The organism is Blastococcus mobilis (genome assembly GCF_900188025.1).
GTDB lineage: Bacteria > Actinomycetota > Actinomycetes > Mycobacteriales > Geodermatophilaceae > Blastococcus_B > Blastococcus_B mobilis.
The window spans coordinates 34441-54421 of record NZ_FZNO01000019.1; the positions used below are offsets into that span (position 1 = coordinate 34441).

At 75.6% G+C, this 19981-nt stretch carries 19 protein-coding genes and 1 riboswitch; of the genes, 11 read left to right on the forward strand and 8 right to left on the reverse strand.

The window, feature by feature from the left end; translation table 11 throughout:
• Positions 1-31: 31 nt before the first annotated feature.
• Together cobM and cbiE are read right to left on the reverse strand one after the other, a co-directional pair.
• Entirely contained in the window at positions 32-772 is a 741-nt protein-coding gene (gene cobM / locus CHB94_RS16455) for a precorrin-4 C(11)-methyltransferase (protein WP_089337648.1), read from the reverse strand.
• Positions 769-2013, reverse strand: coding sequence for a precorrin-6y C5,15-methyltransferase (decarboxylating) subunit CbiE (cbiE, locus tag CHB94_RS16460; RefSeq protein ID WP_089337709.1), 1245 nt, complete (start codon positions 2011-2013; stop codon positions 769-771). The genes cobM and cbiE overlap by 4 nt, the downstream gene beginning before the upstream one ends.
• 49 nt (positions 2014-2062) lie before the next feature.
• Between cbiE and CHB94_RS16465 the strand changes: the two genes are divergently transcribed.
• From CHB94_RS16465 to CHB94_RS16515, 11 genes are all read left to right on the forward strand, one after another.
• Positions 2063-3568 (forward strand): cobyric acid synthase, encoded by a 1506-nt coding sequence (locus CHB94_RS16465; protein ID WP_254920707.1) that lies wholly within the window; start codon positions 2063-2065, stop codon positions 3566-3568.
• 69 nt (positions 3569-3637) lie between these two features.
• Positions 3638-3776, forward strand: a riboswitch (cobalamin riboswitch).
• Positions 3777-3856: 80 nt separating this feature from the next.
• Positions 3857-5908 carry a putative cobaltochelatase gene (locus tag CHB94_RS16470; protein WP_089337650.1) on the forward strand — a complete coding sequence of 684 codons (2052 nt, stop codon included), beginning with the start codon at positions 3857-3859 and terminating at the stop codon, positions 5906-5908.
• A 77-nt stretch (positions 5909-5985) separates the two neighbouring features.
• Positions 5986-6600, forward strand: coding sequence for a cob(I)yrinic acid a,c-diamide adenosyltransferase (cobO, locus tag CHB94_RS16475; protein WP_089337651.1), 615 nt, complete (start codon positions 5986-5988; stop codon positions 6598-6600).
• A gap of 49 nt (positions 6601-6649) precedes the next feature.
• Complete coding sequence (locus CHB94_RS16480) at positions 6650-8098, forward strand: cobyrinic acid a,c-diamide synthase CobB (RefSeq protein ID WP_089337652.1); 1449 nt, start codon at positions 6650-6652, stop codon at positions 8096-8098.
• A complete protein-coding gene (locus tag CHB94_RS16485) occupies positions 8085-8774 on the forward strand; it encodes an energy-coupling factor ABC transporter permease (protein WP_089337653.1) in 690 nt (229 codons plus the stop codon). Before CHB94_RS16480 ends, CHB94_RS16485 begins: the two co-directional genes overlap by 14 nt.
• Entirely contained in the window at positions 8771-9094 is a 324-nt protein-coding gene (locus CHB94_RS16490; protein WP_089337654.1) for an energy-coupling factor ABC transporter substrate-binding protein, read from the forward strand. Before CHB94_RS16485 ends, CHB94_RS16490 begins: the two co-directional genes overlap by 4 nt.
• Positions 9091-9828 carry a cobalt ECF transporter T component CbiQ gene (gene cbiQ / locus CHB94_RS16495; RefSeq protein WP_089337655.1) on the forward strand — a complete coding sequence of 246 codons (738 nt, stop codon included), beginning with the start codon at positions 9091-9093 and terminating at the stop codon, positions 9826-9828. Before CHB94_RS16490 ends, cbiQ begins: the two co-directional genes overlap by 4 nt.
• Positions 9825-10670 carry an energy-coupling factor ABC transporter ATP-binding protein gene (locus CHB94_RS16500; protein ID WP_089337656.1) on the forward strand — a complete coding sequence of 282 codons (846 nt, stop codon included), beginning with the start codon at positions 9825-9827 and terminating at the stop codon, positions 10668-10670. Before cbiQ ends, CHB94_RS16500 begins: the two co-directional genes overlap by 4 nt.
• Complete coding sequence (locus CHB94_RS16505; protein WP_254920708.1) at positions 10667-11044, forward strand: cobalamin biosynthesis protein; 378 nt, start codon at positions 10667-10669, stop codon at positions 11042-11044. The genes CHB94_RS16500 and CHB94_RS16505 overlap by 4 nt, the downstream gene beginning before the upstream one ends.
• The gene (cobA, locus tag CHB94_RS16510; protein ID WP_089337658.1) at positions 11041-12309 is read left to right on the forward strand and encodes a uroporphyrinogen-III C-methyltransferase; all 1269 of its coding nucleotides are present in this window, start codon (positions 11041-11043) and stop codon (positions 12307-12309) included. The genes CHB94_RS16505 and cobA overlap by 4 nt, the downstream gene beginning before the upstream one ends.
• Positions 12306-13748, forward strand: coding sequence for a glycosyltransferase family 39 protein (locus CHB94_RS16515; RefSeq protein ID WP_254920709.1), 1443 nt, complete (start codon positions 12306-12308; stop codon positions 13746-13748). Before cobA ends, CHB94_RS16515 begins: the two co-directional genes overlap by 4 nt.
• 4 nt (positions 13749-13752) lie before the next feature.
• On the opposite strand, the gene CHB94_RS16520 is transcribed toward CHB94_RS16515, so the two are convergent.
• The 6 genes from CHB94_RS16520 to CHB94_RS16545 all read right to left on the reverse strand — a co-directional run bounded on the left by CHB94_RS16520 (position 13753) and on the right by CHB94_RS16545 (position 19888).
• Positions 13753-14436: a glycosyltransferase gene (locus tag CHB94_RS16520; protein WP_089337711.1), complete on the reverse strand. Its 684-nt coding sequence runs from the start codon at positions 14434-14436 to the stop codon at positions 13753-13755.
• The gene (locus tag CHB94_RS16525; RefSeq protein WP_089337659.1) at positions 14433-15284 is read right to left on the reverse strand and encodes an NAD-dependent epimerase/dehydratase family protein; all 852 of its coding nucleotides are present in this window, start codon (positions 15282-15284) and stop codon (positions 14433-14435) included. Before CHB94_RS16525 ends, CHB94_RS16520 begins: the two co-directional genes overlap by 4 nt.
• Positions 15281-16108: an aldolase/citrate lyase/malate synthase family protein gene (locus CHB94_RS16530; protein WP_089337660.1), complete on the reverse strand. Its 828-nt coding sequence runs from the start codon at positions 16106-16108 to the stop codon at positions 15281-15283. Before CHB94_RS16530 ends, CHB94_RS16525 begins: the two co-directional genes overlap by 4 nt.
• 77 nt (positions 16109-16185) lie before the next feature.
• A complete protein-coding gene (locus CHB94_RS16535) occupies positions 16186-17271 on the reverse strand; it encodes an ABC transporter ATP-binding protein (RefSeq protein ID WP_089337661.1) in 1086 nt (361 codons plus the stop codon).
• On the reverse strand, positions 17268-18791 hold the full coding sequence (locus tag CHB94_RS16540) for an ABC transporter permease (protein ID WP_176445599.1): 1524 nt from the start codon (positions 18789-18791) through the stop codon (positions 17268-17270). Before CHB94_RS16540 ends, CHB94_RS16535 begins: the two co-directional genes overlap by 4 nt.
• A gap of 86 nt (positions 18792-18877) precedes the next feature.
• Positions 18878-19888 carry an iron ABC transporter substrate-binding protein gene (locus CHB94_RS16545; protein WP_089337663.1) on the reverse strand — a complete coding sequence of 337 codons (1011 nt, stop codon included), beginning with the start codon at positions 19886-19888 and terminating at the stop codon, positions 18878-18880.
• Positions 19889-19981 lie beyond the last annotated feature (93 nt).

The following is a 19981-nucleotide window of genomic DNA, read 5'->3' on the forward strand; positions in this document are numbered from 1 at the left end:
GCGCTCAGCGGCACCGCGCAGGACCCGGCGCTCAGCGGCACCGCGTCGTCGAGTACAGGTGGCTGTCCGGGAACTGTCCGGCGGTCAGCACCGAGCCGACGATCACCACCGCCGTCCGCTTCACCCCGGCGGCCTCGACCTGCCCGGCGATGTCGGCGAGCGTGCCGCGGAGGATCAGCTCGTCCTCCCGGCTCGCGCGGGCCACGACGGCGACCGGGCAGTCCGCGCCGTAGCTCGGCACCAGTTCCGGCACGAGCTCGGCGATCCGCTGCACCGCCAGGTGCAGCACCAGGGTGGCGCGCGAGGCGCCGAGCGCGGCGAGGTCCTCCCCCGGTGGCATCGGGGTGGAGCGGGCCGACGTCCGGGTCAGGATCACCGTCTGGCCCACGCCCGGCACGGTCAGCTCCCGCTTCAGGGAGGCCGCCGCCGCGGCGAACGACGGCACGCCCGGGACGACGTCGTAGGGCACGCCCGCCGCGTCGAGCCGGCGCATCTGCTCGGCCATCGCGCTGTAGACCGACGGGTCGCCGGAGTGCAGCCGCGCCACGTCCAGCCCGGCCTCGTGGGCGGCGACCAGCTCGGCGGTGATCTCGTCGAGGTCGAGGGCGGCGGTGTCGACCAGCCGGGCACCGGCCGGGGCGGTGTCGAGCAGCTCCCGTGGCACCAGAGCGCCCGCGTAGAGGCAGACCGGGGCGCTCGCGATGAGGCGCGCCGCCCGGACGGTGATCAGGTCGGCGGCGCCCGGTCCCGCGCCGATGAAGTGCACGGTCATGGCTTGACCACCGACCAGATCGTCACCGGCATCGCCGGCTTCCAGCCGGTGAACCGGCCGACCGGCTCGGCGTGCTGGACACCGATGCGCACGAGAGCCCCGCCCACGCGCCCGAACCACTTGGCCAGGACCGCCTCGCTCTCGACCGTGACCGCGTTGGCCACCAGCCGCCCGCCCGACGGCAGCGCGTCCCAGCAGGCCTCCGGCAGGCCCGGGGTGGTGAGCCCGCCGCCGATGAAGACGGCATCGGGTCCGGGTAGCTGCTCCAGCACGTCCGGGGCCCGGCCGACCAGCACCCGCAGGTACGGGACGCCGAGGCGGGACGCGTTGCGGGTGATCCGTCCCGCCCGTTCCGCCGACGCCTCCACCGCCACGGCGCGGCACGAGGGGTGCGCCCGCATCCACTCGATGCCGATGGAGCCCGAGCCCGCGCCGACGTCCCACAGCAGCTGGCCGGGTACCGGTGCCAGACGCGCCAGGGTGACCGCCCGGACGTCGGACTTCGTGAGCTGCCCGTCGGACTCGTAGACCTCGTCGGGCAGGCCGGGAACGGTGGGCAGCGGGACCGTGCCGGGGTCGGCCCGGCACTCGACGGCGGTCACGGCCAGTGCGGGGACGGCGTGCGACCACCCCGCCGCGGTACCGGTGTGCGCCGTCTCGTTCGCCGCGCCCAGATTGCCGAGCACCGTCACGACGCTCGGGCCGTACCCGCGGGCGGCGAGCAGCGAGGCCACGTCGGCGGGCGTCCCGGCGCCGGAACCGAGGACGAGCAGCCGGCGTCCGGGATGGACGTGCGGGTGCAGCAGCTCGAGCGGCCGGCCGACGAGGGTCACCACCTCGGTCTCCTCGATGGCCCAGCCGAGCCGGGCGCAGGCCAGCGACACCGACGACGGCGCCGGGAGGACGCGCACCCGGTCCCTGCCCAGCAGCCGGGTCAGCGTGGCGCCGATGCCCGAGAGCATCGGGTCACCGCTGGCGAGCACGACCGTCGCGCGGCCGGCCTGCTGCTCGATCAGCCCCGGCAGGGCCTGGCTGAGCGGCGTCGGCCAGGGCACCCGCTCCGCCTCGATCGACGCGGGGACCAGGGCGAGCTGGCGGGCGCTGCCCAGGAGCACCTCGGCGCGTTCGACCTCGGCCCGCGCGGCAGGCGCCAGCCCGTCCCATCCGTCCGCGCCGATCCCGACGACGACGAGGGAGGCTCCCACCGCCGAGGGCGATGTCCCGACCTCGGCGGCATGCATGTCGGCCGATCCTAGGAGCATGCGGCGGGCGGTTGGCACCATGTGCGCCGTGAGCACCGGAGCACTCCTCGTGGCGGGGACGACGTCGGACGCCGGCAAGTCCGTCGTCACGGCGGGGATCTGCCGCTGGCTGGTCCGGCAGGGTGTCTCGGTGGCGCCCTTCAAGGCGCAGAACATGAGCAACAACTCGATGGTCACCCCCGACGGCGCGGAGATCGGCCGGGCCCAGGTGATGCAGGCCGCCGCCGCCCGGGTCGAGCCCGAGGCCGCGATGAACCCGGTCCTGCTCAAGCCCGGGGGGAACGACTCCAGCCAGGTCGTCGTCCTGGGGAAGGCGGTCGCGGACGTGACCGCGCTGTCCTACCGGCCGATGAAGGCCTCGCTGCTCGACCAGGTCCTCGCCAGCCTGGCCGACCTCCGGTCGCGTTTCGACGTCGTCGTCTGCGAGGGCGCCGGCTCCCCCACCGAGATCAACCTGCGCGCCGACGACATCGCGAACATGGGCCTGGCCACGGCGGCGCAGCTCCCGGTGCTCGTCGTCGGTGACATCGACCGGGGCGGGGTCTTCCCGGCCCTGTACGGCACGGTCGCCCTCATGCCGCCGGAGGATCAGCGGCTGGTCGCCGGTTTCCTGGTCAACAAGTTCCGCGGCGACGTCCGCCTGCTCGAGCCCGGCCTCGCCGAGCTCGCCCGGCTCACCGGCCGGCCGACGCTCGGCGTGCTGCCGTGGCTGGGCGGTCTGGAGCTCGACGTCGAGGACTCGCTGAACATCCCTGCCGGAACGTCTGCGACGCCTCCCCTCGGTGAGGACGTCCTGCGCGTCTCGGTGGCCCGGCTGCCCCGCTTGTCCAACTTCACCGACCTCGACGCTCTCGCCGCCGAGCCGGGGGTCCTGGTCCGCTACGCCACCCGACCCGAGGAGCTGGCCGACGCCGACCTCGTCGTGCTGCCGGGCACCCGGTCGACCGTCGCGGACCTGGACTGGCTGCGCCGCTCCGGCCTGGCCGACGCGGTGGTCCGGCACGCGGCGGCGGGTTCGCCGGTGCTGGGCATCTGCGGTGGCCACCAGATGCTGGCGCGCACCATCACCGACGAGGTGGAGTCACGCGCCGGCACCGTCGCCGGGCTCGGCCTGCTGCCCACCGAGGTCCGGTTCGCCCCCGAGAAGACGCTGGGCCGGCCGGTCGGGAAGGCCCTCGGGCAGCCGGTGCGCGGGTACGAGATCCACCACGGGGTGGTGACGGTCGAGGACGGGGCCGAGCCGTTCCTGGACGGCGCCCGGACCGGCTCCGTCTTCGGGACGACGTGGCACGGGGCGCTGGAGAACGACGGGTTCCGGCGCGCCTTCCTCACCGAGGTCGCCCGGATCAGCGGCCGCCGGTTCGCCGTCGCCCCCGACACCGACTTCGCCGCCATCCGCGAGGAACGCCTGGACCGGCTCGGCGACCTGATCGCCGACCACGCCGACACCGACACTCTCTGGCGGTTGATCGAAGCCGGCCCGCCGGTCGGGCTGCCGCTGCTCCCCCCGGGCGGTGGATCGACCGCTCGCTGAGCGCCGCCCCGGGCTGTCGCTGCCGGCCGTCCCTGTGGTCTCATTGCCCCGCCACACGCGACGGCAGTGGAGGAAGCCCGGTGAGATCCCGGCGCGGTCCCGCCACTGTGACCGGGGAGCCCGTCCCCATGCACGGCCACTGCACCTGAGGTCCGCCTCGGGTGTGGGAAGGCCGGGGACGGACGTCGATCCGGAAGCCAGGAGACTCCCGCCGTCGTCCCTGCCACCTCCGGGCGTGGACACCCGGGGAGAGGACTGCGCCATGCGCGACTGCTCGGTCAGCGACTCGTGACCTTCCCCTTCGGCGCCGTCGTCGGCATGGACGACATGCGGCTCGCCCTCGTGCTCAACGCCGTCTCCCCCGCCGTCGGCGGAGTGCTCGTCCGCGGCGAGAAGGGCACCGCCAAGTCGACGGCGGTCCGGGCGCTGGCCGCCGTCCTGCCCCCGGTCGACGTCGTCCCCGGCTGCCGCTTCGCCTGCGATCCGGCCTCCCCCGATCCGGCCTGCCCCGACGGTCCGCACGATGCCGCAGCGCGCGGGCACACCCGGCCGGCCCGGCTGGTCGAGCTGCCGGTGGGGGCGTCCGAAGATCGCGTCGTCGGTGCGCTGGATCTCGAGCGCGCGCTCACCGAGGGGGTCAAGGCCTTCGAACCCGGTCTGCTGGCCGCCGCTCATCGCGGCGTGCTCTACGTGGACGAGGTCAACCTCCTCCACGACCACCTGGTCGACCTGCTCCTGGACGCCGCCGCGCTCGGCACCGCCTACGTCGAACGGGAGGGCGTGTCCGTCCGGCACGCGGCCCGCTTCCTGCTCGTCGGGACGATGAACCCCGAGGAGGGCGAGCTGCGCCCGCAGCTCCTGGACCGCTTCGGCCTCACCGTCGAGGTGGCCGCGCCCCGGGACCCGGACGTGCGGGCCGAGGTGGTGCGGCGGCGCTTCGCCTTCGACGCCGACCCGTCGCGCTTCACCGCGGAGTGGGCCGCCGAGGAGGCGTCGCTGTCCACCCGCATCGCCGAGGCCCGCGCGCGGCTGCCGCACGTCGCCCTCTCGGACGGGGCGCTGCGCCAGGTGACCGCTGTGTGCGCGGCCTTCGACGTCGACGGCCTGCGCGCCGACCTGGTCACCGCCCGGGCCGCGCTGGCGCACGCCGCCTGGCAAGGCCGGGACTCCGTCACCGAGGACGACGTGCGGGTCGCCGCCCGGCTGGCCCTGCCGCACCGTCGCCGCCGCAACCCCTTCGACGCCCCGGGCCTGGACGAGGAGACCCTCGAGCAGGCCCTGTCCGACGCCCGACCGGACGACGACGGCCCGGAGAACGACGGCCCGGGCAACGACGGCCCGGACGGGGGGCCGGGCGACGGCGGTCCGGGCGAGGGGCCCGGCGACGGCGGCGGCGCTCCCCCGCCTACCTCGAGTGCCCCCGACGGAGCCTCCTCCCCCACCGACGAGGGACTTCCTGTACAGAAGGTCCCCGAGGGGCGTGCACCGGAGGGGTCCTCCGCACCGGAGCGTGCGGCCGCCACGCCCACCGATCCGTTCCGCATCCGGCGCCTGGAGGTGCCCGGCATCGGTGCCGGCGCGGCCGGTCGCCGCTCGCGGGCGAGGTCCGAGCGCGGGCGGGTGGTCGGATCCACCCGCCCGGCGGGTTCGGTGACCCGGCTGCATCTGATCGACACCGTGCTCGCGGCCGCACCGCACCAGGTCGACCGCGGCCGAACCGGACCGGCGCTGCGGATCGCCCGGGAGGACCTGCGCCAGGCCACGCTGGAGGGCCGCGAGGGCAACCTCGTCCTGTTCGTCGTCGACGGCAGCGGATCGATGGGGTCCCGGGCGCGGATGGGCGCGGTGAAGGGCGCCGTCCTGTCCCTGCTGCTGGACGCCTACCAGCGCCGCGACAAGGTCGGCCTGATCACGTTCCGCGGATCGGGGGCCGAGGTGGCGCTGCCGCCCACCTGGTCGGTGGAGGCCGCCGCGGCCCGCCTGACCGACCTGCCGACGGGGGGGCGGACTCCGCTGGCGGCCGGGCTGCTCCGGGCCCATGAGGTCCTGCGGGTGGAGCGGGTCCGGGACCCGCGACGCCGACCGCTGCTCGTCGTCGTCACCGACGGACGGGCCACCGGCCCGCGGGGCGGCACGCACCTCGCCGACGCCCGCGCGGCCGCCGCCCTCCTCGCGTCGGCCGGCACCACCAGCGTCGTCGTCGACTGCGAGTCCGGCCCGGTGCGCCTGGGCCTGGCCGCCGCCCTCGGTGCGCACCTCGGCGCGCAGACCCTGCGGCTGGAGGAGCTGGCCGCCGACTCCCTCGCGGCCACGGTGCGGTCCGCCCGGAAGGCGGCCTAGGTGAGCGAGCGTGCGAGCTCACCCATGAGCCGAGCGTGCCGAGGCACTCGGCCGACGAGCGCCGGCGAGGAGGACTAGTGCCCCGGGGACAGGTCGCCGTCGTGCCCGAGGACGGGCTGACGACCCGGCAGCGCCGCAACCGCCCGCTGCTCGCCGTGCACACCGGCGAGATGAAGGGCAAGTCCACCGCCGCGTTCGGCATGGCCCTGCGCGCGTGGAACCAGGGCTGGTCGATCGCGGTCTACCAGTTCGTCAAGAGCGCCAAGTGGAAGGTCGGCGAGGAGAACGCGCTGACCGCCCTGGGCCGGCTGCACGAGCAGACCGGCGAGGGCGGACCCGTCGTCTGGCACAAGATGGGCAGCGGCTGGAGCTGGTCGCGCCGGCAGGGCAGCGAGGTGGACCACGCCGCCGACGCCGCCGAAGGCTGGGCCCAGATCCGGCGGGACCTCGCCGCCGAGACGCACCGCTTCTACGTGCTCGACGAGTTCACCTACCCGATGACGTGGGGCTGGGTCGACGTCGACGAGGTGGTCGAGACGCTCGCCGCCCGCCCGGGCAACCAGCACGTCGTCATCACCGGGCGCGACGCCCACCCCCGGCTCATCGAGGCCGCCGACCTCGTCGTGGAGATGACCAAGGTCAAGCACCCCATGGACGCCGGGCAGAAGGGCCAGCGGGGGATCGAGTGGTGACCCCCCGTCCGGCCATGGTGGCCACTCCGGCCGCCCGAGGGGGACGGCGATGAGCGTCGCCGTTCCGCGGGTGGTCCTCGCGGCGCCGGGCAGCAACGCGGGGAAGACGTCGATCGCCACCGGTCTGATCGCGGCGTTCACCGCCCGCGGCCTCACCGTCTCACCGCACAAGGTCGGGCCCGACTACATCGACCCCGGCTACCACGGGCTGGCCGCCGGCCGGCCGGGCCGCAACCTCGACCCCTGGCTGGTCGGAGAGGAGCGGATCACGCCACTCTTCCTGCACGGAGCCCGGGGAGCCCACCTCGCCGTCGTCGAGGGCGTCATGGGGCTCTTCGACGGGGCCAGCCACCCCTCCGTCGCACCGGGCTTCGCCTCGACCGCGCACGTCGCGGGCCTGCTGCGCGCGCCCGTCGTGCTCGTGGTCGACGCGTCGGCGCAGGCGCGCAGCGTGGCGGCTCTCGTGCACGGCTTCGCGACCTTCGACCCCCGCGTGCGGCTGGGCGGCGTGATCCTCAACCGCGTCGGCAGCGAGCGGCACGAGGCGATCCTGCGCAAGGCACTCGGTGCCGCCGGCGTGCCCGTGCTGGGTGCGATCCGGCGGCTGGACCGGTTGCACACCCCCTCCCGGCACCTCGGCCTGGTCCCGGCCGCCGAGCGGTCCGCCGAGGCGGTCGCCACCGTGGCGCGGCTGGGCGAGGTCGTCGCCGACGGCGTGGATCTGGACGCCGTCCTCACCCTGGCCGGTACCGCTCCCCCACTGGACGCCGACGCGTGGGACCCGGGTGCCGAGGTCGCGCTCGTCGCCGGCCGGCCACGGGTCGCCGTCGCGGGCGGTCCGGCGTTCACCTTCGGGTACGCGGAGAACGCCGAACTCCTGACCGCGGCCGGCGCCGAGGTGGTCACCGTGGATCCGCTGCGCGACGAGTCGCTGCCGGTCGGGACGGCCGGGCTGGTGATCGGCGGCGGCTTCCCCGAGGTCTACGCCGCGGAGCTGTCGGCCAACGCGTCGCTGCGCTCCGACGTCGCCGCGCTCGCCGCCCGCGGCGGCCCGGTCGCCGCCGAGTGCGCCGGCCTGCTCTACCTGGCCCGCGAGCTGGACGGCGTCCCCATGTGCGGCGTCCTGGACGTGGCGACCACGATGTCACCCGGGCTCACCCTGGGCTACCGCGCCGCCGTGGCCACGACGGACTCGGTGCTGGCCGCCGCGGGGACGCGGGTGCGCGGTCACGAGTTCCACCGCACCTCCGCCGACCCCGCCGCCGGCCGCGCCCCCGCGTGGCAGTGGTCGGCGACCGGCCCAGAGGGGTTCGTGCAGGGCGGCGTGCACGCCTCCTACCTGCACCTGAACTGGGCCGGCAGCCCCGCGCTGGCCGAGCGCTTCGTCGCCGCCTGCGCCGACCAGGAACTCTCTGTACCGAAAGTCCGCCCCGCCCCCGTAACTTCCGGTACAAAAAGTCCCGCCGAGCGATCGGAGCGGCAGCATGCACATCGCTGAGGGCTTCCTGCCGCCGGCGCACGCGATCGGCTGGACCGTCGCCGCCGCCCCGTTCGTCGTGCACGGTGCCCGGGCGGTCGTGCGCGAGGTCCGCGAGAACCCGGAGTCCACGCTGCTGCTCGGTGCGGCCGGCGCCTTCACCTTCGTGCTCAGCGCGATCAAGCTCCCGTCGATCACCGGCAGCTCCAGCCACCCGACCGGCACCGGAGCAGGCGCGATCCTCTTCCGGCCACCGGTCATGGCCCTGCTGGGCACCGTCGTCCTGCTGTTCCAGGCGCTGCTGCTGGCCCACGGCGGGCTGACCACGCTCGGCGCCAACGCGGTCGCGTTCGCCGTCGTCGGGCCGTGGGTCGGCTACGGCGCCTACCGGCTGACCCGCGCCCTCGGCGGCGGGCTGCTCCCGGGAGTGTTCGCGGGCACGGCGGTCGCGGACCTGGCCACCTACGTCACGACCTCCCTGCAGCTGGCGCTGGCCTTTCCCGACCCCACGGGAGGACTGGCCGGCGCGGTGGTCAAGTTCCTCGGCGTCTTCGGCGTGACCCAGATCCCGCTGGCGATCGGTGAGGGCCTGCTCGGGGTCCTGCTCTTCCGCGCGCTCACCGTCAACGCCCGGCCGGAGCTGGAGCGCCTAGGCGTGCTCCGTCCAGCCGCGCCCGCCGCCGAGGGGCCGGCGTGACCCGGCGCTCCCTGGTCACCGCGCTCCTCGTGATCGGAGTCCTGGCGCTGTTCGCCGCCCCCCTGCTGCTCGACGGCGGGGGCTCGGAGTTCACCGGCAGCGACAGCCTGGCGACGTCGACCGTCGAGGAGGACCACCCGGGCTACGACGCGTGGTTCGAGTCGGTGTTCGCCCCCTCGTCGGCCGAGGTGGAGTCGGGCCTCTTCGCCGTCCAGGCGGCGCTGGGCGGAGGCGTGCTCGGCTACATACTGGGCCGGTTCCGCGGGCGGCGGTCCGCAGGGAAGACGCCGCCCGCACAGCCGGGAGCGGACGGCCAATGAGCGGCCTGGCCATCGACGACGCCGCATGGAGCAGCGCCTGGCGGTGGCGCTCGCCGACGGACAAGCTCCTGCTCTGCCTCGGACTCGTCGTCTGCGCATCGGTCCTGCCGGCCTGGCCGGGCGACGTGCTCGTCGGGGCGACCGCCACGGCCCTGGCCCTGGGGCCGGCCCGGGTGCCCCCACGCATCTTCGGACGCGCGGTGCGCCTGCCGATGACGTTCATCGCCCTGGGCACGGTGACCGCGGTCCTCAGCATCGACGACGGCGGCATCGGCTGGGCCCCGGACGCGGCCGAACGGGCCGGATCGCTCGCCGGTTCGGCGCTGGCCGGCAGCACCGCGGTCCTGCTGCTGGCCACCACCACCCCGATATCGGACCTGCTGCCGGCGCTGCGCCGGCTCGGCGTCCCGGCGGCGGTCGTGGAGGTCGCCTCGGTCGTCTACCGGCTGGTGTTCGTCCTGCTCGACAGCCTGCGCACCATCCGCGAGGCGCAGACCGCCCGGATGGGGTACTCCTCCCTCCGCCGCACCTACCGCTCCTCCGGAGCCCTGGCCGCCGCCGTGCTGACCCGTTCCTGGGACCGCGCCCGGCGACTGCAGGAGGGGCTTGCCGGGCGCGGGATGGAAACCGGGCTGCGGGTACTCCCCGAGGTGCTGCCGAGTTCCTGGGTATTCCTGGGCGCGACCGCGCTCGGGGTGGGCGCGATCGTCTCCGTCAGCGTGGCGCTGTCGTGAGCCACCGGACCCTCGCGGGCGCCGGTCTGGTGATCGGCTACGAGCGCACCCGGCCCGTGCTGGACGGCGCGACCCTGACCGTTCCGGCGGGCCGCCGGCTCGCGGTGCTCGGCGCCAACGGCTCGGGGAAGACGACCCTGCTGCGCTGCCTGTCGGGGGCGCTGCGGCCGCTGGCCGGGACCGTGACCCTCGACGGCGTCCCGCTCGCGCACTCCCGGCGGGGCCTGCGGGAGCACCGCCAGGTCGTCCAGCTGGTCCTCCAGGACCCCGACGACCAGCTGTTCAGCGCGTCCGTCGCGCAGGACGTGTCGTTCGGACCGCTCAACCTGGGCCTGCCGGAGGACGCCGTGCGCTCCCGGGTCGTCGAGGCCCTCGACCTGCTCGCCGTCGGGCACCTCGCCGGGCGGCCTTCCCACCAGCTCTCCTTCGGCGAGCGCAAGCGGGTGGCGATCGCCGGTGCCGTGGCCATGCGGCCGTGCGTGCTGCTGCTCGACGAGCCCACGGCCGGGCTGGACCCGTCGGCCGTGGCCGACACGCTGGCCGCCCTGACGCGGTTGCAGGAGCACGACTCGACGGTGGTGATGAGCACCCACGACGTGGATCTCGCGCTGCGGTGGGCCGACGACGTGGCCGTCGTCGTGGACCGCACCGTGGTGCAGGGGCCGCCCGAGGACATGCTCGGGAACGACGCCCTGCTCGCGCGGGCCCGGCTGGAGCGCCCCTGGGCCCTGACGGTGGGCGCGCGGCTGCGCGCGCTCGGCCTGCTCCCCGAGGGCACGCTCCCCCGCGACGCGGCCGGCCTGCTCGCCGCCCTCCCCGACCGCCCGGGGGTGCCGACGTGACCGAGCATGCGAGGTCACGCAGGGGCGGAGTGCTGACCGTCGGCTTCGGGGCCGCTCGCGGCGTGACCGCCGACGAGCTGCTGGCCGCCGTCGATGCGGTCCTGCCGCCGGACGCCGACGACGTCCGGCTGGCGACCCTGGCCGCACGGGCGGCCGAGGCCGGACCAGTGGCGGCAGCCGCCCGCCGGGGATGGCCGCTGACCGGTCACTCCGCTGCCCAGCTGGCCGCGGTGGCGGTGCCGGCGCCGTCGGCCCGGGTGGCGCGCCTTGCCGGGACGCCGTCGGTGGCCGAGGCGGCCGCCCTGCTGGGCGGCGGCCGGCTGGTGGTCGGCAAGACCGTGCACGGCCGGGTGACGGTGGCGGTGTCGGCATGACGGCGCTGTTCCAGGACGTCCACGACCTCTATCCGGTGGGGCTGCGACTGCTGGACCGCAGGGTGGTCGTCGTCGGCGGCGGCCCGGCCGCGCACCGGCGGACCGTGGGCCTGCTGGAGGCCGGGGCGCGCGTCACGGTGGTCTGCGCGCAGCTCACCCCGGCTCTCGAAGCGCTCGCCGCGGCCGGGGCGCTGACCTGGATCTCTCGGGACTACCGGCCCGGCGACCTCGACGGGGCCTGGTACGCGGTGGCCGCGGCGGACACCCCGACCGTGGACGCCGCCGTCGCGGCGGACGCCGAGGCAGCACGCATCTTCTGCGGCGGGGGCGACGAGGCACGGGCCCTCAGCGCACGGACGCCCGCGGTCGGCCGCTCGGGCGACCTGCTCGTCACGGTGCACGGCGGGACGGACCCGCGGCACGAGGCCGGACTGCGGGACGCGATCGTCACCGGCCTCGGCGACGGCGGCATCACGGCCCGGACGCCGGAGGCCGGGCGGACCGGCGGCGTCGTCCTCGTGGGCGGTGGGCCCGGCGACCCGGGACTGATCACGGTCCGCGGACGGCAGGCGCTCACACAGGCCGACGTCGTGGTGGCCGACCATCTCGCGCCGCAGGCCCTGCTGGCGTCGCTGTCGGCCGACGTCCAGGTCATCGACGCGTCGAAGCTGCCGCGCGGCCGGTCGATGGCCCAGGAACAGATCAACGCGCTGCTGGTCGAGCACGCACTCGCCGGACGCCGGGTCGTGCGGCTGAAGGGCGGCGATCCGTTCGTGTTCGGTCGCGGCATGGAGGAGCTCGAGGCGTGCGCGGCGGCGGGCGTGCCGGTGGAGGTGGTCCCGGGCGTCACCAGTGCGATCGGCGTCCCGGGGCTGGCCGGGATCCCGGTGACGCACCGTGGCATGACGCACGAGTTCGTCGTCGTCTCCGGGCACGTGCCTCCCGACGATCCGACGTCGCTGGTCGACTGGGCGGCGCTGGGCCGGCTGCGGGGCACGCTCGTCGTGCTGATGGGCGTGGACACCGCGCCCGCGATCGCCGCGGCGCTGATGCGCCACGGCCGGGCCCCGGACACACCGGTGGCCGTCATCACCGACGGCGCGAGCGCCGCCCAGCGGCTCCTCCGGACCACGCTCTCCGGCCTGCCGAGCACCATGGCCGACCAGGCCGTCCGCCCGCCGGCGGTCTGGGTCGTGGGCGAGGTGGTGCGGCTCGCGACGCCGCCGGGATCGGCGTGGGAAGGGTCGCCTAACCTGCTGGCGTGACATCCACGGCGCTGCGGGCCGGCACGCCGACGTCCCGGCCGCCGGGTGCGCCGGCCGTCCGGTGGTCCCCCTGGGAGCTGCTGCCGCCGCTGGTCGTGCTGGTCCTGGGCACCGTGCTGCTCCGGCCCGGCCACGGGTTGTGGTTCGACGAGCTGTTCACCGCCGAGGTGGCTCGGCTCCCCCTGGGCGACATCGTCTCGGCGATCGTCAGCGGCGAGGGAACGACCAGCTACCTCGCCGGGGTGCCGCCGTCGTACAACGCGCCCTACTACCTCGTGGTGCACCTGTGGATGTCGCTGCCCGGCCTCGGCGGCGACACGTCCCTGCGGGTCCTGTCCCTGCTGGCCACGGCCGGTGGCCTGGCGCTGATCTGCCGCGCGGTCGCGCGGCTGGGTGGCCACGCGACCGGCATCCTGGCCGGCTGCGTGCTCGCCTGCAGTCCCCTGGTGCTCGAGCAGGCGGTGGAGGCGCGCAGCTACGGGCTCGCGGTGCTGGCCACCGGCGGGGCTGCGCTCGGCCTGGTGCGCTGGCTGCAGGACCCGCCGCGGGGGCTGGTGCTCTTCGGCGTCGCGGGCGCGGGGATGGGCCTGGCGCACTGGTACGCCGTCACCGTCCTGGCCGCGTTCGTCGTCGCCGCCCTCGTCCTCCGCGGCAGACGCGCCCTCCCGGTGCTGCTGACCGGCGCCGCCGCCGCACTGCCCACCGTCGCCCTCGTCGCGCTCAACCTGCTCAACGGGACGGGCGGGCGCAACGCCGAGCACCTCAAGGACACCGGCGGCCAACTGCCCGGTCTGGCCGTGCGCGCGTGGGCCGGCGGGGTCGACCCGCTGCTGTACCTGACCGTGGGGCTGGCGATCCTCGGTGCCGTGCGCGCCGCCGGGCTGCGCGCGGTCGCCGCCTCCTGGGTACTGGTGCCGCTGCTCCTGCTGCTCACCGCGGAGCTGGTCCGCCCGGTCTACCTGCCCCGGTACCTGCTGGCCGGCCTGCTGGGGCTCGGCGTCCTGGCGGCGGCGGGTGCGCTGACCGTGCCCCGGGCTGCCCGTGCCCCGGTCGCCGCCCTGATCCTGGCCTGCTCGCTGCTGGCGAGCCAGCCGCTGTTCGACCGCCAACCCCGGGAGCGGTCCGACGACCTGGTGCGGTCGCTGGCCGAGGTCCAGCGCCGGGGCGAGCCGATCGTCGCCGCCGACCAGCGCTCGGCGACCGGACTCGATCACTACGTCCGCACCCTGGCGCCGGAGCTGCGCCCGGACGTCGTGCTGCCCCCGGACGACGCGCCGGTGGGCGCCGAGCGCGTGTGGCTGGTCCGCCGGCTGACGGACGGGGTGCCGGAGCCCACCGACGACGACGAGATCCTCGCCGCCGGAGGCTTCCGTCAGGTCGCCGAGGACTCGTTCCCGGGCGGCAAGACCGACCTGGTCCTCCAGCGCTGGGAACGCTGACCGCTCACCGTCGGCGGAACAGCGCCCACGACAGGGATCGGACCGACTGACGCAGCCGGGCCTGACCCGTCCACGCCGAGCGGCCCACCGGTCGCAGGTCCCGCGTCACCGGCACGCTGGTCGTCGGGACGCCGGCGCGGGCGACGGCCAGGACGACGCTGGGCGCGGCCTCGGCGGTCATCGCGGTCAGGACGGCGGAGCGCACCTCGGCGTCCATGGCGAAGAAGGCGCCGGCGTCCGGGGGCAGCCCGGTCAGCCGTGCGGCGAACCGCCGGTGCAGGGTCCCGGTGAGCCGGCGCACGGGCGACTCGTACCGGCCCCGCCGCCCGGCGAACACCGCACCGACGTCCCCGGTGGCCAGCCGGTCCAGCAGCAACGGCACGGCCTCGGGTGGGTCCTGCAGGTCGGCGTCCAGACAGACCCAGGCATCCGCGTCGGGCTCCGCGGCCAGCCCCTGGGCGAGTGCGGCGTGCTGGCCAACGTTGACGGGGAGGTCGGTGACCGCGATCCGTGGGTCGACGGCGGCGAGCGCGGAGGCCACGGCCACGGAGTCGTCGGGCGAGGCGTCGACCACCAGGCGCAGCCGCCAGGTGCGGTCACCCAGGGCGGCCGCCAGTCGGCCGGCCAGGCGCTCGAGGGTGGCGGCGTTGCCGTACACGGGCGCCACGACCGCCACGCGCGTCGTCATGACGCCGCCCACGTGCGCGCCAGCCCCTCCGTCAGGTCCACGGTGGGCTCCCAGCCGAGCAGGCGCTGGGCGGCGGAGGGATCGGCGACCCAGTCGGCGGTGTCCCAGTCGCGGCCGGGATGGGCCCCCGGCAAGGTTGCGATCGGACGCCCCGTCACGCGCTCGGCGACCGCGACGAGCTCCCCCGTGCTGGTCTGCACGCCCGTGCCGATGTTCAGCACGGTGCCGTTCGGCAGCGTCTGGTCCTGCGCCGCGCGCACGCAGGCGTCGACCACGTCGCCCACCCACACCCAGTCGCGCCGGCTCAGCCGAGCGGGCAGCGGCACCGTCGCGCCGGTCCGGGCCGCGGCGAGGACGACGGGGACGAGGCGGGTCGGGTGGTCGCCGGGCCCGTAGACCTGGAAGGCGCGCAGCACGGCGGCCCGCACGCCACGCTCGGCGGCGGCGGCCTGGAGCAGGAGGGACCCGGCGGCCTTGGTCGCGCCGAAGAACCCGCGCGGTCGGAGGGCGGCATCCTCTCCCAGTGGCCGAGGCGCGGCGGCGTACTCGGTGGAGGACCCCAGTCGAATCACGGCCCGGCAGCGGTCGGGGAGAGCGTCCACCAGCCACGGGCTGGTGTTGACCTGCACGGTCGCCGCCCGCTCCGCCGCGGTGGCCTTGGCGCGCCCCGCCGCGAGGGAGAAGACGATGTCGGGGTCCGCCGCGCGAACAGCCGTCGCGGCGGCCACGGGATCGGCGAGGTCCACGTCGGTCCGGGTGAGGGCGGCGACGTCCCAGCCGTCCGCACGCAGCCGGGCCACCAGGTGCCGGCCGACGAACCCGCCGGCACCGGTCACCAGCGCCTTCACGCCGGCTGGGCCACGACCGCCGGCTCCAGCACCGGAGCCGGCTCCACCAGGTCCGCGGGACCGGCCTCGACCGCCGCGACGAAGCGCGCCCGGCGCTCCCGGGCCTCGGCGGCGGCTGCATCCCGCAGCTCGGCGACGGAGTCGAGCAGGCGCGGCACCTCGACGAACGGATCGCGGCCGACCATGTCGGCGGTGAAGGACCGCCGCAGGAAGGTGAAGTCGGTTCCCAGCCGCACCAGCTCGGCAGCCAGCAGGCCGCTCGGCACCGGGAAGCCGCTCTCCGGGAGCGTCAGGCCACCGACACCGAAGGGCTGGGCCACCTCGGCGCGGACGTCGTCCACGGTGCCGTCGACCAACGGCCGGAAGAGCTCGACGGACCGCCGGTCGATGCGCAGGTCGTTGAGGCCCACGTAGATCCGCGACAGGGGCCGGAGAGCCAGCTGGCGAGCCCGGTCGACGGCGTCCTGCGTCTCGATCAGGATGCCCAGCCCGCAGCGGCCGGCGACCAGGTCCAGCGTGCGGTCGACCTCGTCGGGAGTGCGGACCATCGGCAGCAGGATCTCGTCCGCGCCGCGGGCGATCGCCTCGTCGACCTCGTCCCCCGTCCACGGGCCGTGGCCGTTGATCCGGCAGAGCAGCCGTCCGTCGGTCGCGGCCCGCATCCGGGCCAGGTCGTCCGGAGTGTCCGCGTTGATCTGGGTCCCCTCCCCCAGCTGCCGGCGGGCCTTTCCACGGCGCTCCCAGTCGACGACGATCCCGGCCGCCCCGGCGGCGACGACGTCGGCGCCCCAGCCCGGGTCGACGGTGAAGAGGAAGAGGTCCACGGCGGGCAGCTTAGGCTTCCCTAACCGAATCGTTCGCAGCGCCCCCGGGACAGCCGGTCAGCGCTCGCGGCGGCCCCTCAGCCCAGGGGCGCGGGCGCCGGCAGCGCCGCGCCGTGGCCCGCCGGGAAGGCGAGCGCGGTGCCGCGCACCGAGATCGCGACGTCGTCCCCGGCACGAGGAAGATCGGCGCCGTCCAGCCGTGCGCTGACCGTCCCGCCGTCCGGCAGGTCCAGCCAGACCCGGGAGTCGTGGCCGTAGAAGTCGACGCTGCGCACGCGGGCGATGGGCGCCCCCGGGTCGGGCGCCGAGAGCCGGAGCTGCTCCGGGCGCAGCAGGACCCGGGCGCGGCCGTCGGGCACGGCGCCGGTGGACGCCTGCTCGTACGGCAGCGCCCCGAGCGCGCAGTGGGCCAGCCCGTCGCGCAGGTCCGCGTCGAGGACGACGGCCTCACCGACGAAGGTGGCGACGTCGAGGTCGCCGGGACGGCGGTACAGCGTGCGCGGATCGGTCAGCTGCACCAGTCGCCCGCCGCGGAGGACCGCGACCTGGTCGGCCATCGACAGCGCCTCGGCCTGGTCGTGGGTCACCAGGACCGCGGTGGCCCCGGTGGCGCGCAGCGCCTGCGAGACCGCGAGGCGCGTCTCCTCGCGCAGGGCGGCGTCCAGCGAGGAGAAGGGCTCGTCGAGCAGGACCAGCGAGGGCTCGGGCGCCAGCGCACGGGCCAGGGCGACACGCTGCTGCTGGCCGCCGGAGAGCTGGTGCGGGGCGCGGTCGGCCAGTTCGGCGTCCAGGCCGACGAGAGCGAGCAGTTCGCGGACCCGGCCGCCCTCGCGCCGCTGCCGCCGGGGCAGCCCGAAGCTGATGTTGCCGGCCACGGTGAGGTGCGGGAACAGCCCGCCCTCCTGGGGCACGAAACCGATGCCGCGGCGACGCGCGGCGACGCTGCGCCCGGCCCCGGCCACGACGCGGTCGCCGAGGGCGACGGTGCCCGAGTCGGGGTCGTCGAAGCCGGCGATGAGCCGGAGGAGGGTCGTCTTGCCACAGCCGGAGGGCCCGAGCAGCGCGGTGAAGCTCCCACTGGGGACGTGCAGGTCCACCCCGGTGAGAACCGGGGCGGTGGCGGTGAAGGACTTGGTCAGGTCCTGCACGGTCAGGGAGCTCATGTCGTCAGACCTCGTCGGGCGTCGCGGGACAGCAGCACGGTAGCGGGCGCCGAGAGCAGCACCATGACCACGGCGTACGGCGCTGCCGCTCCGTACTCCAGGGCACTGCTCGCCGACCAGAACGCCGTGGCCAGCGTCGTCGTTCCCGTGGGGGCGAGCAGCAGGGTCGCCGTCAGCTCGGTGACGACGGCGAGGAAGACCAGGGCCGCACCGGCGCCGATCCCCGGCGCGAGCAGGGGCAGCGTGATCCGTCGCAGGCGATCGGCCGCCGAGGCGCCGAGCGAGGCGGCGACGTCGTCGTACACCCGCGGCGACTGCTCCACCGCCGCGCGCACGGTCACGATGGCCCGCGGGAGGAAGAGGATCGCGTAGGCCGCCAGCAGCACCGGCACCGTCTGGTAGAGCCACGGCGTCACCCGGATGCTCAGCGTCACCAGCGCCAGGGCGACGACGATGCCCGGAACGGCGCTGCCCAGGTAGGTGCTGCGCTCCAGCAGAGTGGCGACCCGGCCGCGGGCGCGCACGGCCAGCCACCCGGTGGGCAGCGCCATCCCGGTGGTGACGACGGCGGCCGCGGCGGCCAGGCCGAGCGTCGTCCCGGTGGTGGCCACGAGGGCCGCCCCGTCCAGGGCCGTGGAGGCGCCGGCGGCCATCCAGTAGCCGAGGCTGCCGAGCGGCACGAGCAGGGAGAGCGCGACGACGGCGGCGAGCGCGGCCAGGGCTGGTCCGGTCAGCCCGCGCAGGGCCACCGGCCGGACCGGCCGGACGGCGCCCTTCGCGGTGCGCGCGTAGCCGCGCCGGCCGCGCAGCCGGATCTCGGCCAGCAGGAGCACGAGGCAGAGCAGGACCAGGACCCCGGCCAGCATGGTGGCGCCCGGGCCGTTGAACGTGGCCCGGTACTGGTCGTAGATCGCGGTGGTGAACGTCGGGTAGCGCAGCATCTGCAGCGCGCCGAACTCGGCCAGCAGGTGCAGCGCGACCAGCAGGCTGCCGCCCAGGAGGGCCACCCGGAGTTGCGGCAGCTGTACCCGCAGGAAGACCGCCCAGCTGGACAGGCCCAGTCCCCGCGCCGTCTCCTCCAGCGCCGGATCGAGCCCGCGGAAGGCCGCGGCGATCGGCAGGTAGACGAACGGGAAGTAGGACAGGCTGACGACCAGCAGCGCGCCGCCGTAGGTGTCCAGACCGGGCAGCAGCGAGATCCACGCGTAGCTGTTCACGAACGCCGGGACGGCGAGCGGCGCGACCAGCAGGACGTGCCAGATGCGGCGGCCGGGGAGGCTCGACCGCTCGATCAGCCAGGCGGCGCCCACCCCCACGACGGCGCAGACGGCAACGGTGCCCGCCACGAGCCGGGTGGTGTTCCAGAGCAGCTCGGCGACCCGCGGCCGGAGGACCAGCTCGCGGATGCCCGACCAGCCGACATCGGCGGTGTACCAGGCGATGTAGCCCAGCGGGAGCAGCGCCAGCGCCGCCACCGCCGCGGCCAGCGCCAGGGTCACCGGGGAGCGACGCAGCCGCACCGGCGTCCCGGCCCCGGACGGCCGAGAGCCCCGGGCCACCGGGCGGATCGGTGCCCCGGGGCCTCCCGGGCTCAGGGTGGGCGTGCTCAGAGCAGCCCGACTTCCTGCATGAGTGCGGTGACCTCCGGCGCGTTCAGCGAGCCGGGGTCGACCGCCGGGGCCTGCAGCGACTCCAGCGGGGGCAGCGCCTCGGCCGAGGCCACGCCGTTGCCGACGGCGTACTCCAGCGCCTTGCTGTCGGTGAGCCGTTCCTGGGCGGCAGTGCTGGTCAGGTACTCGACCAGCCGCTGGGCCTCCTCCTGCTGGTCGGAGGAGGCCAGCACACCGGCGCCGGAGACGCTCACGAAGGCGCCCGGGTCCTGGTTGCGGAAGTAGTGCAGGACGACGTCGTCACCGACGAGGCCGTTCTGCGCCTGGTCGCGGTACCAGTAGTAGTGGTACATGACGCCGACGTCGACCTCGCCCTCGTCGACGGCCTTCATCACCGCGGTGTTGCTGGCGTAGACCTCGGCGTTGCGCTCCAGGCCGGTCAGCCAGGCGCGGGTCTCCTCCTCGCCGCGCAGGGCGAGGACGGCGCTGACGATCGCCTGGAAGTCCGCTCCCCCCGCGGCGATGCCGACGCGGCCCTCCCACACGGGATCGGCCAGCTCCATGATCGAGGCCGGCACCTCGGCCTCGGAGATCGCCGCGGGGCTGTACCCGAGCACCGTCGAGCGGGCAGCGAAGCCCACCCAGTTCCCGGACGACGGGCGGTACTGCTCACCCACCTGCTCGAGCGTCGCCTCGTCCAGGGGAGCCAGCAGTCCGGCCTTGTCGACGACGTCGATCGAGGGGCTGTTCTCGGTCAGGAAGACGTCGGCCGGCGAGGCGTCGCCCTCCTGGACGATCTGGTTGGCCAGCTCGGAGTCGTTGGCGTCACGGAACTCCAGCTCGATGCCGGTCTCCTCGGTGAAGCCCTCGAGCATCGTGCGGACCAGGCTCTCGTGCTGGGCGCTGTAGACGGTGAGCGTCTCGGCGTCCGAGCCGCAGCCGGCCAGCGCCACGGTGCAGCCCAGGGTCGAGACGAGTCCGGCGATTGCCCGGCGGGGCCTGGTCACGTGTGCTCCTCGAGACGGATGGGCCCGTAGATAGGCCAGGCACACCTAACCATGCCGGAATCGCGCCCGGACAGCCCACTCCTCCGCTGCGGG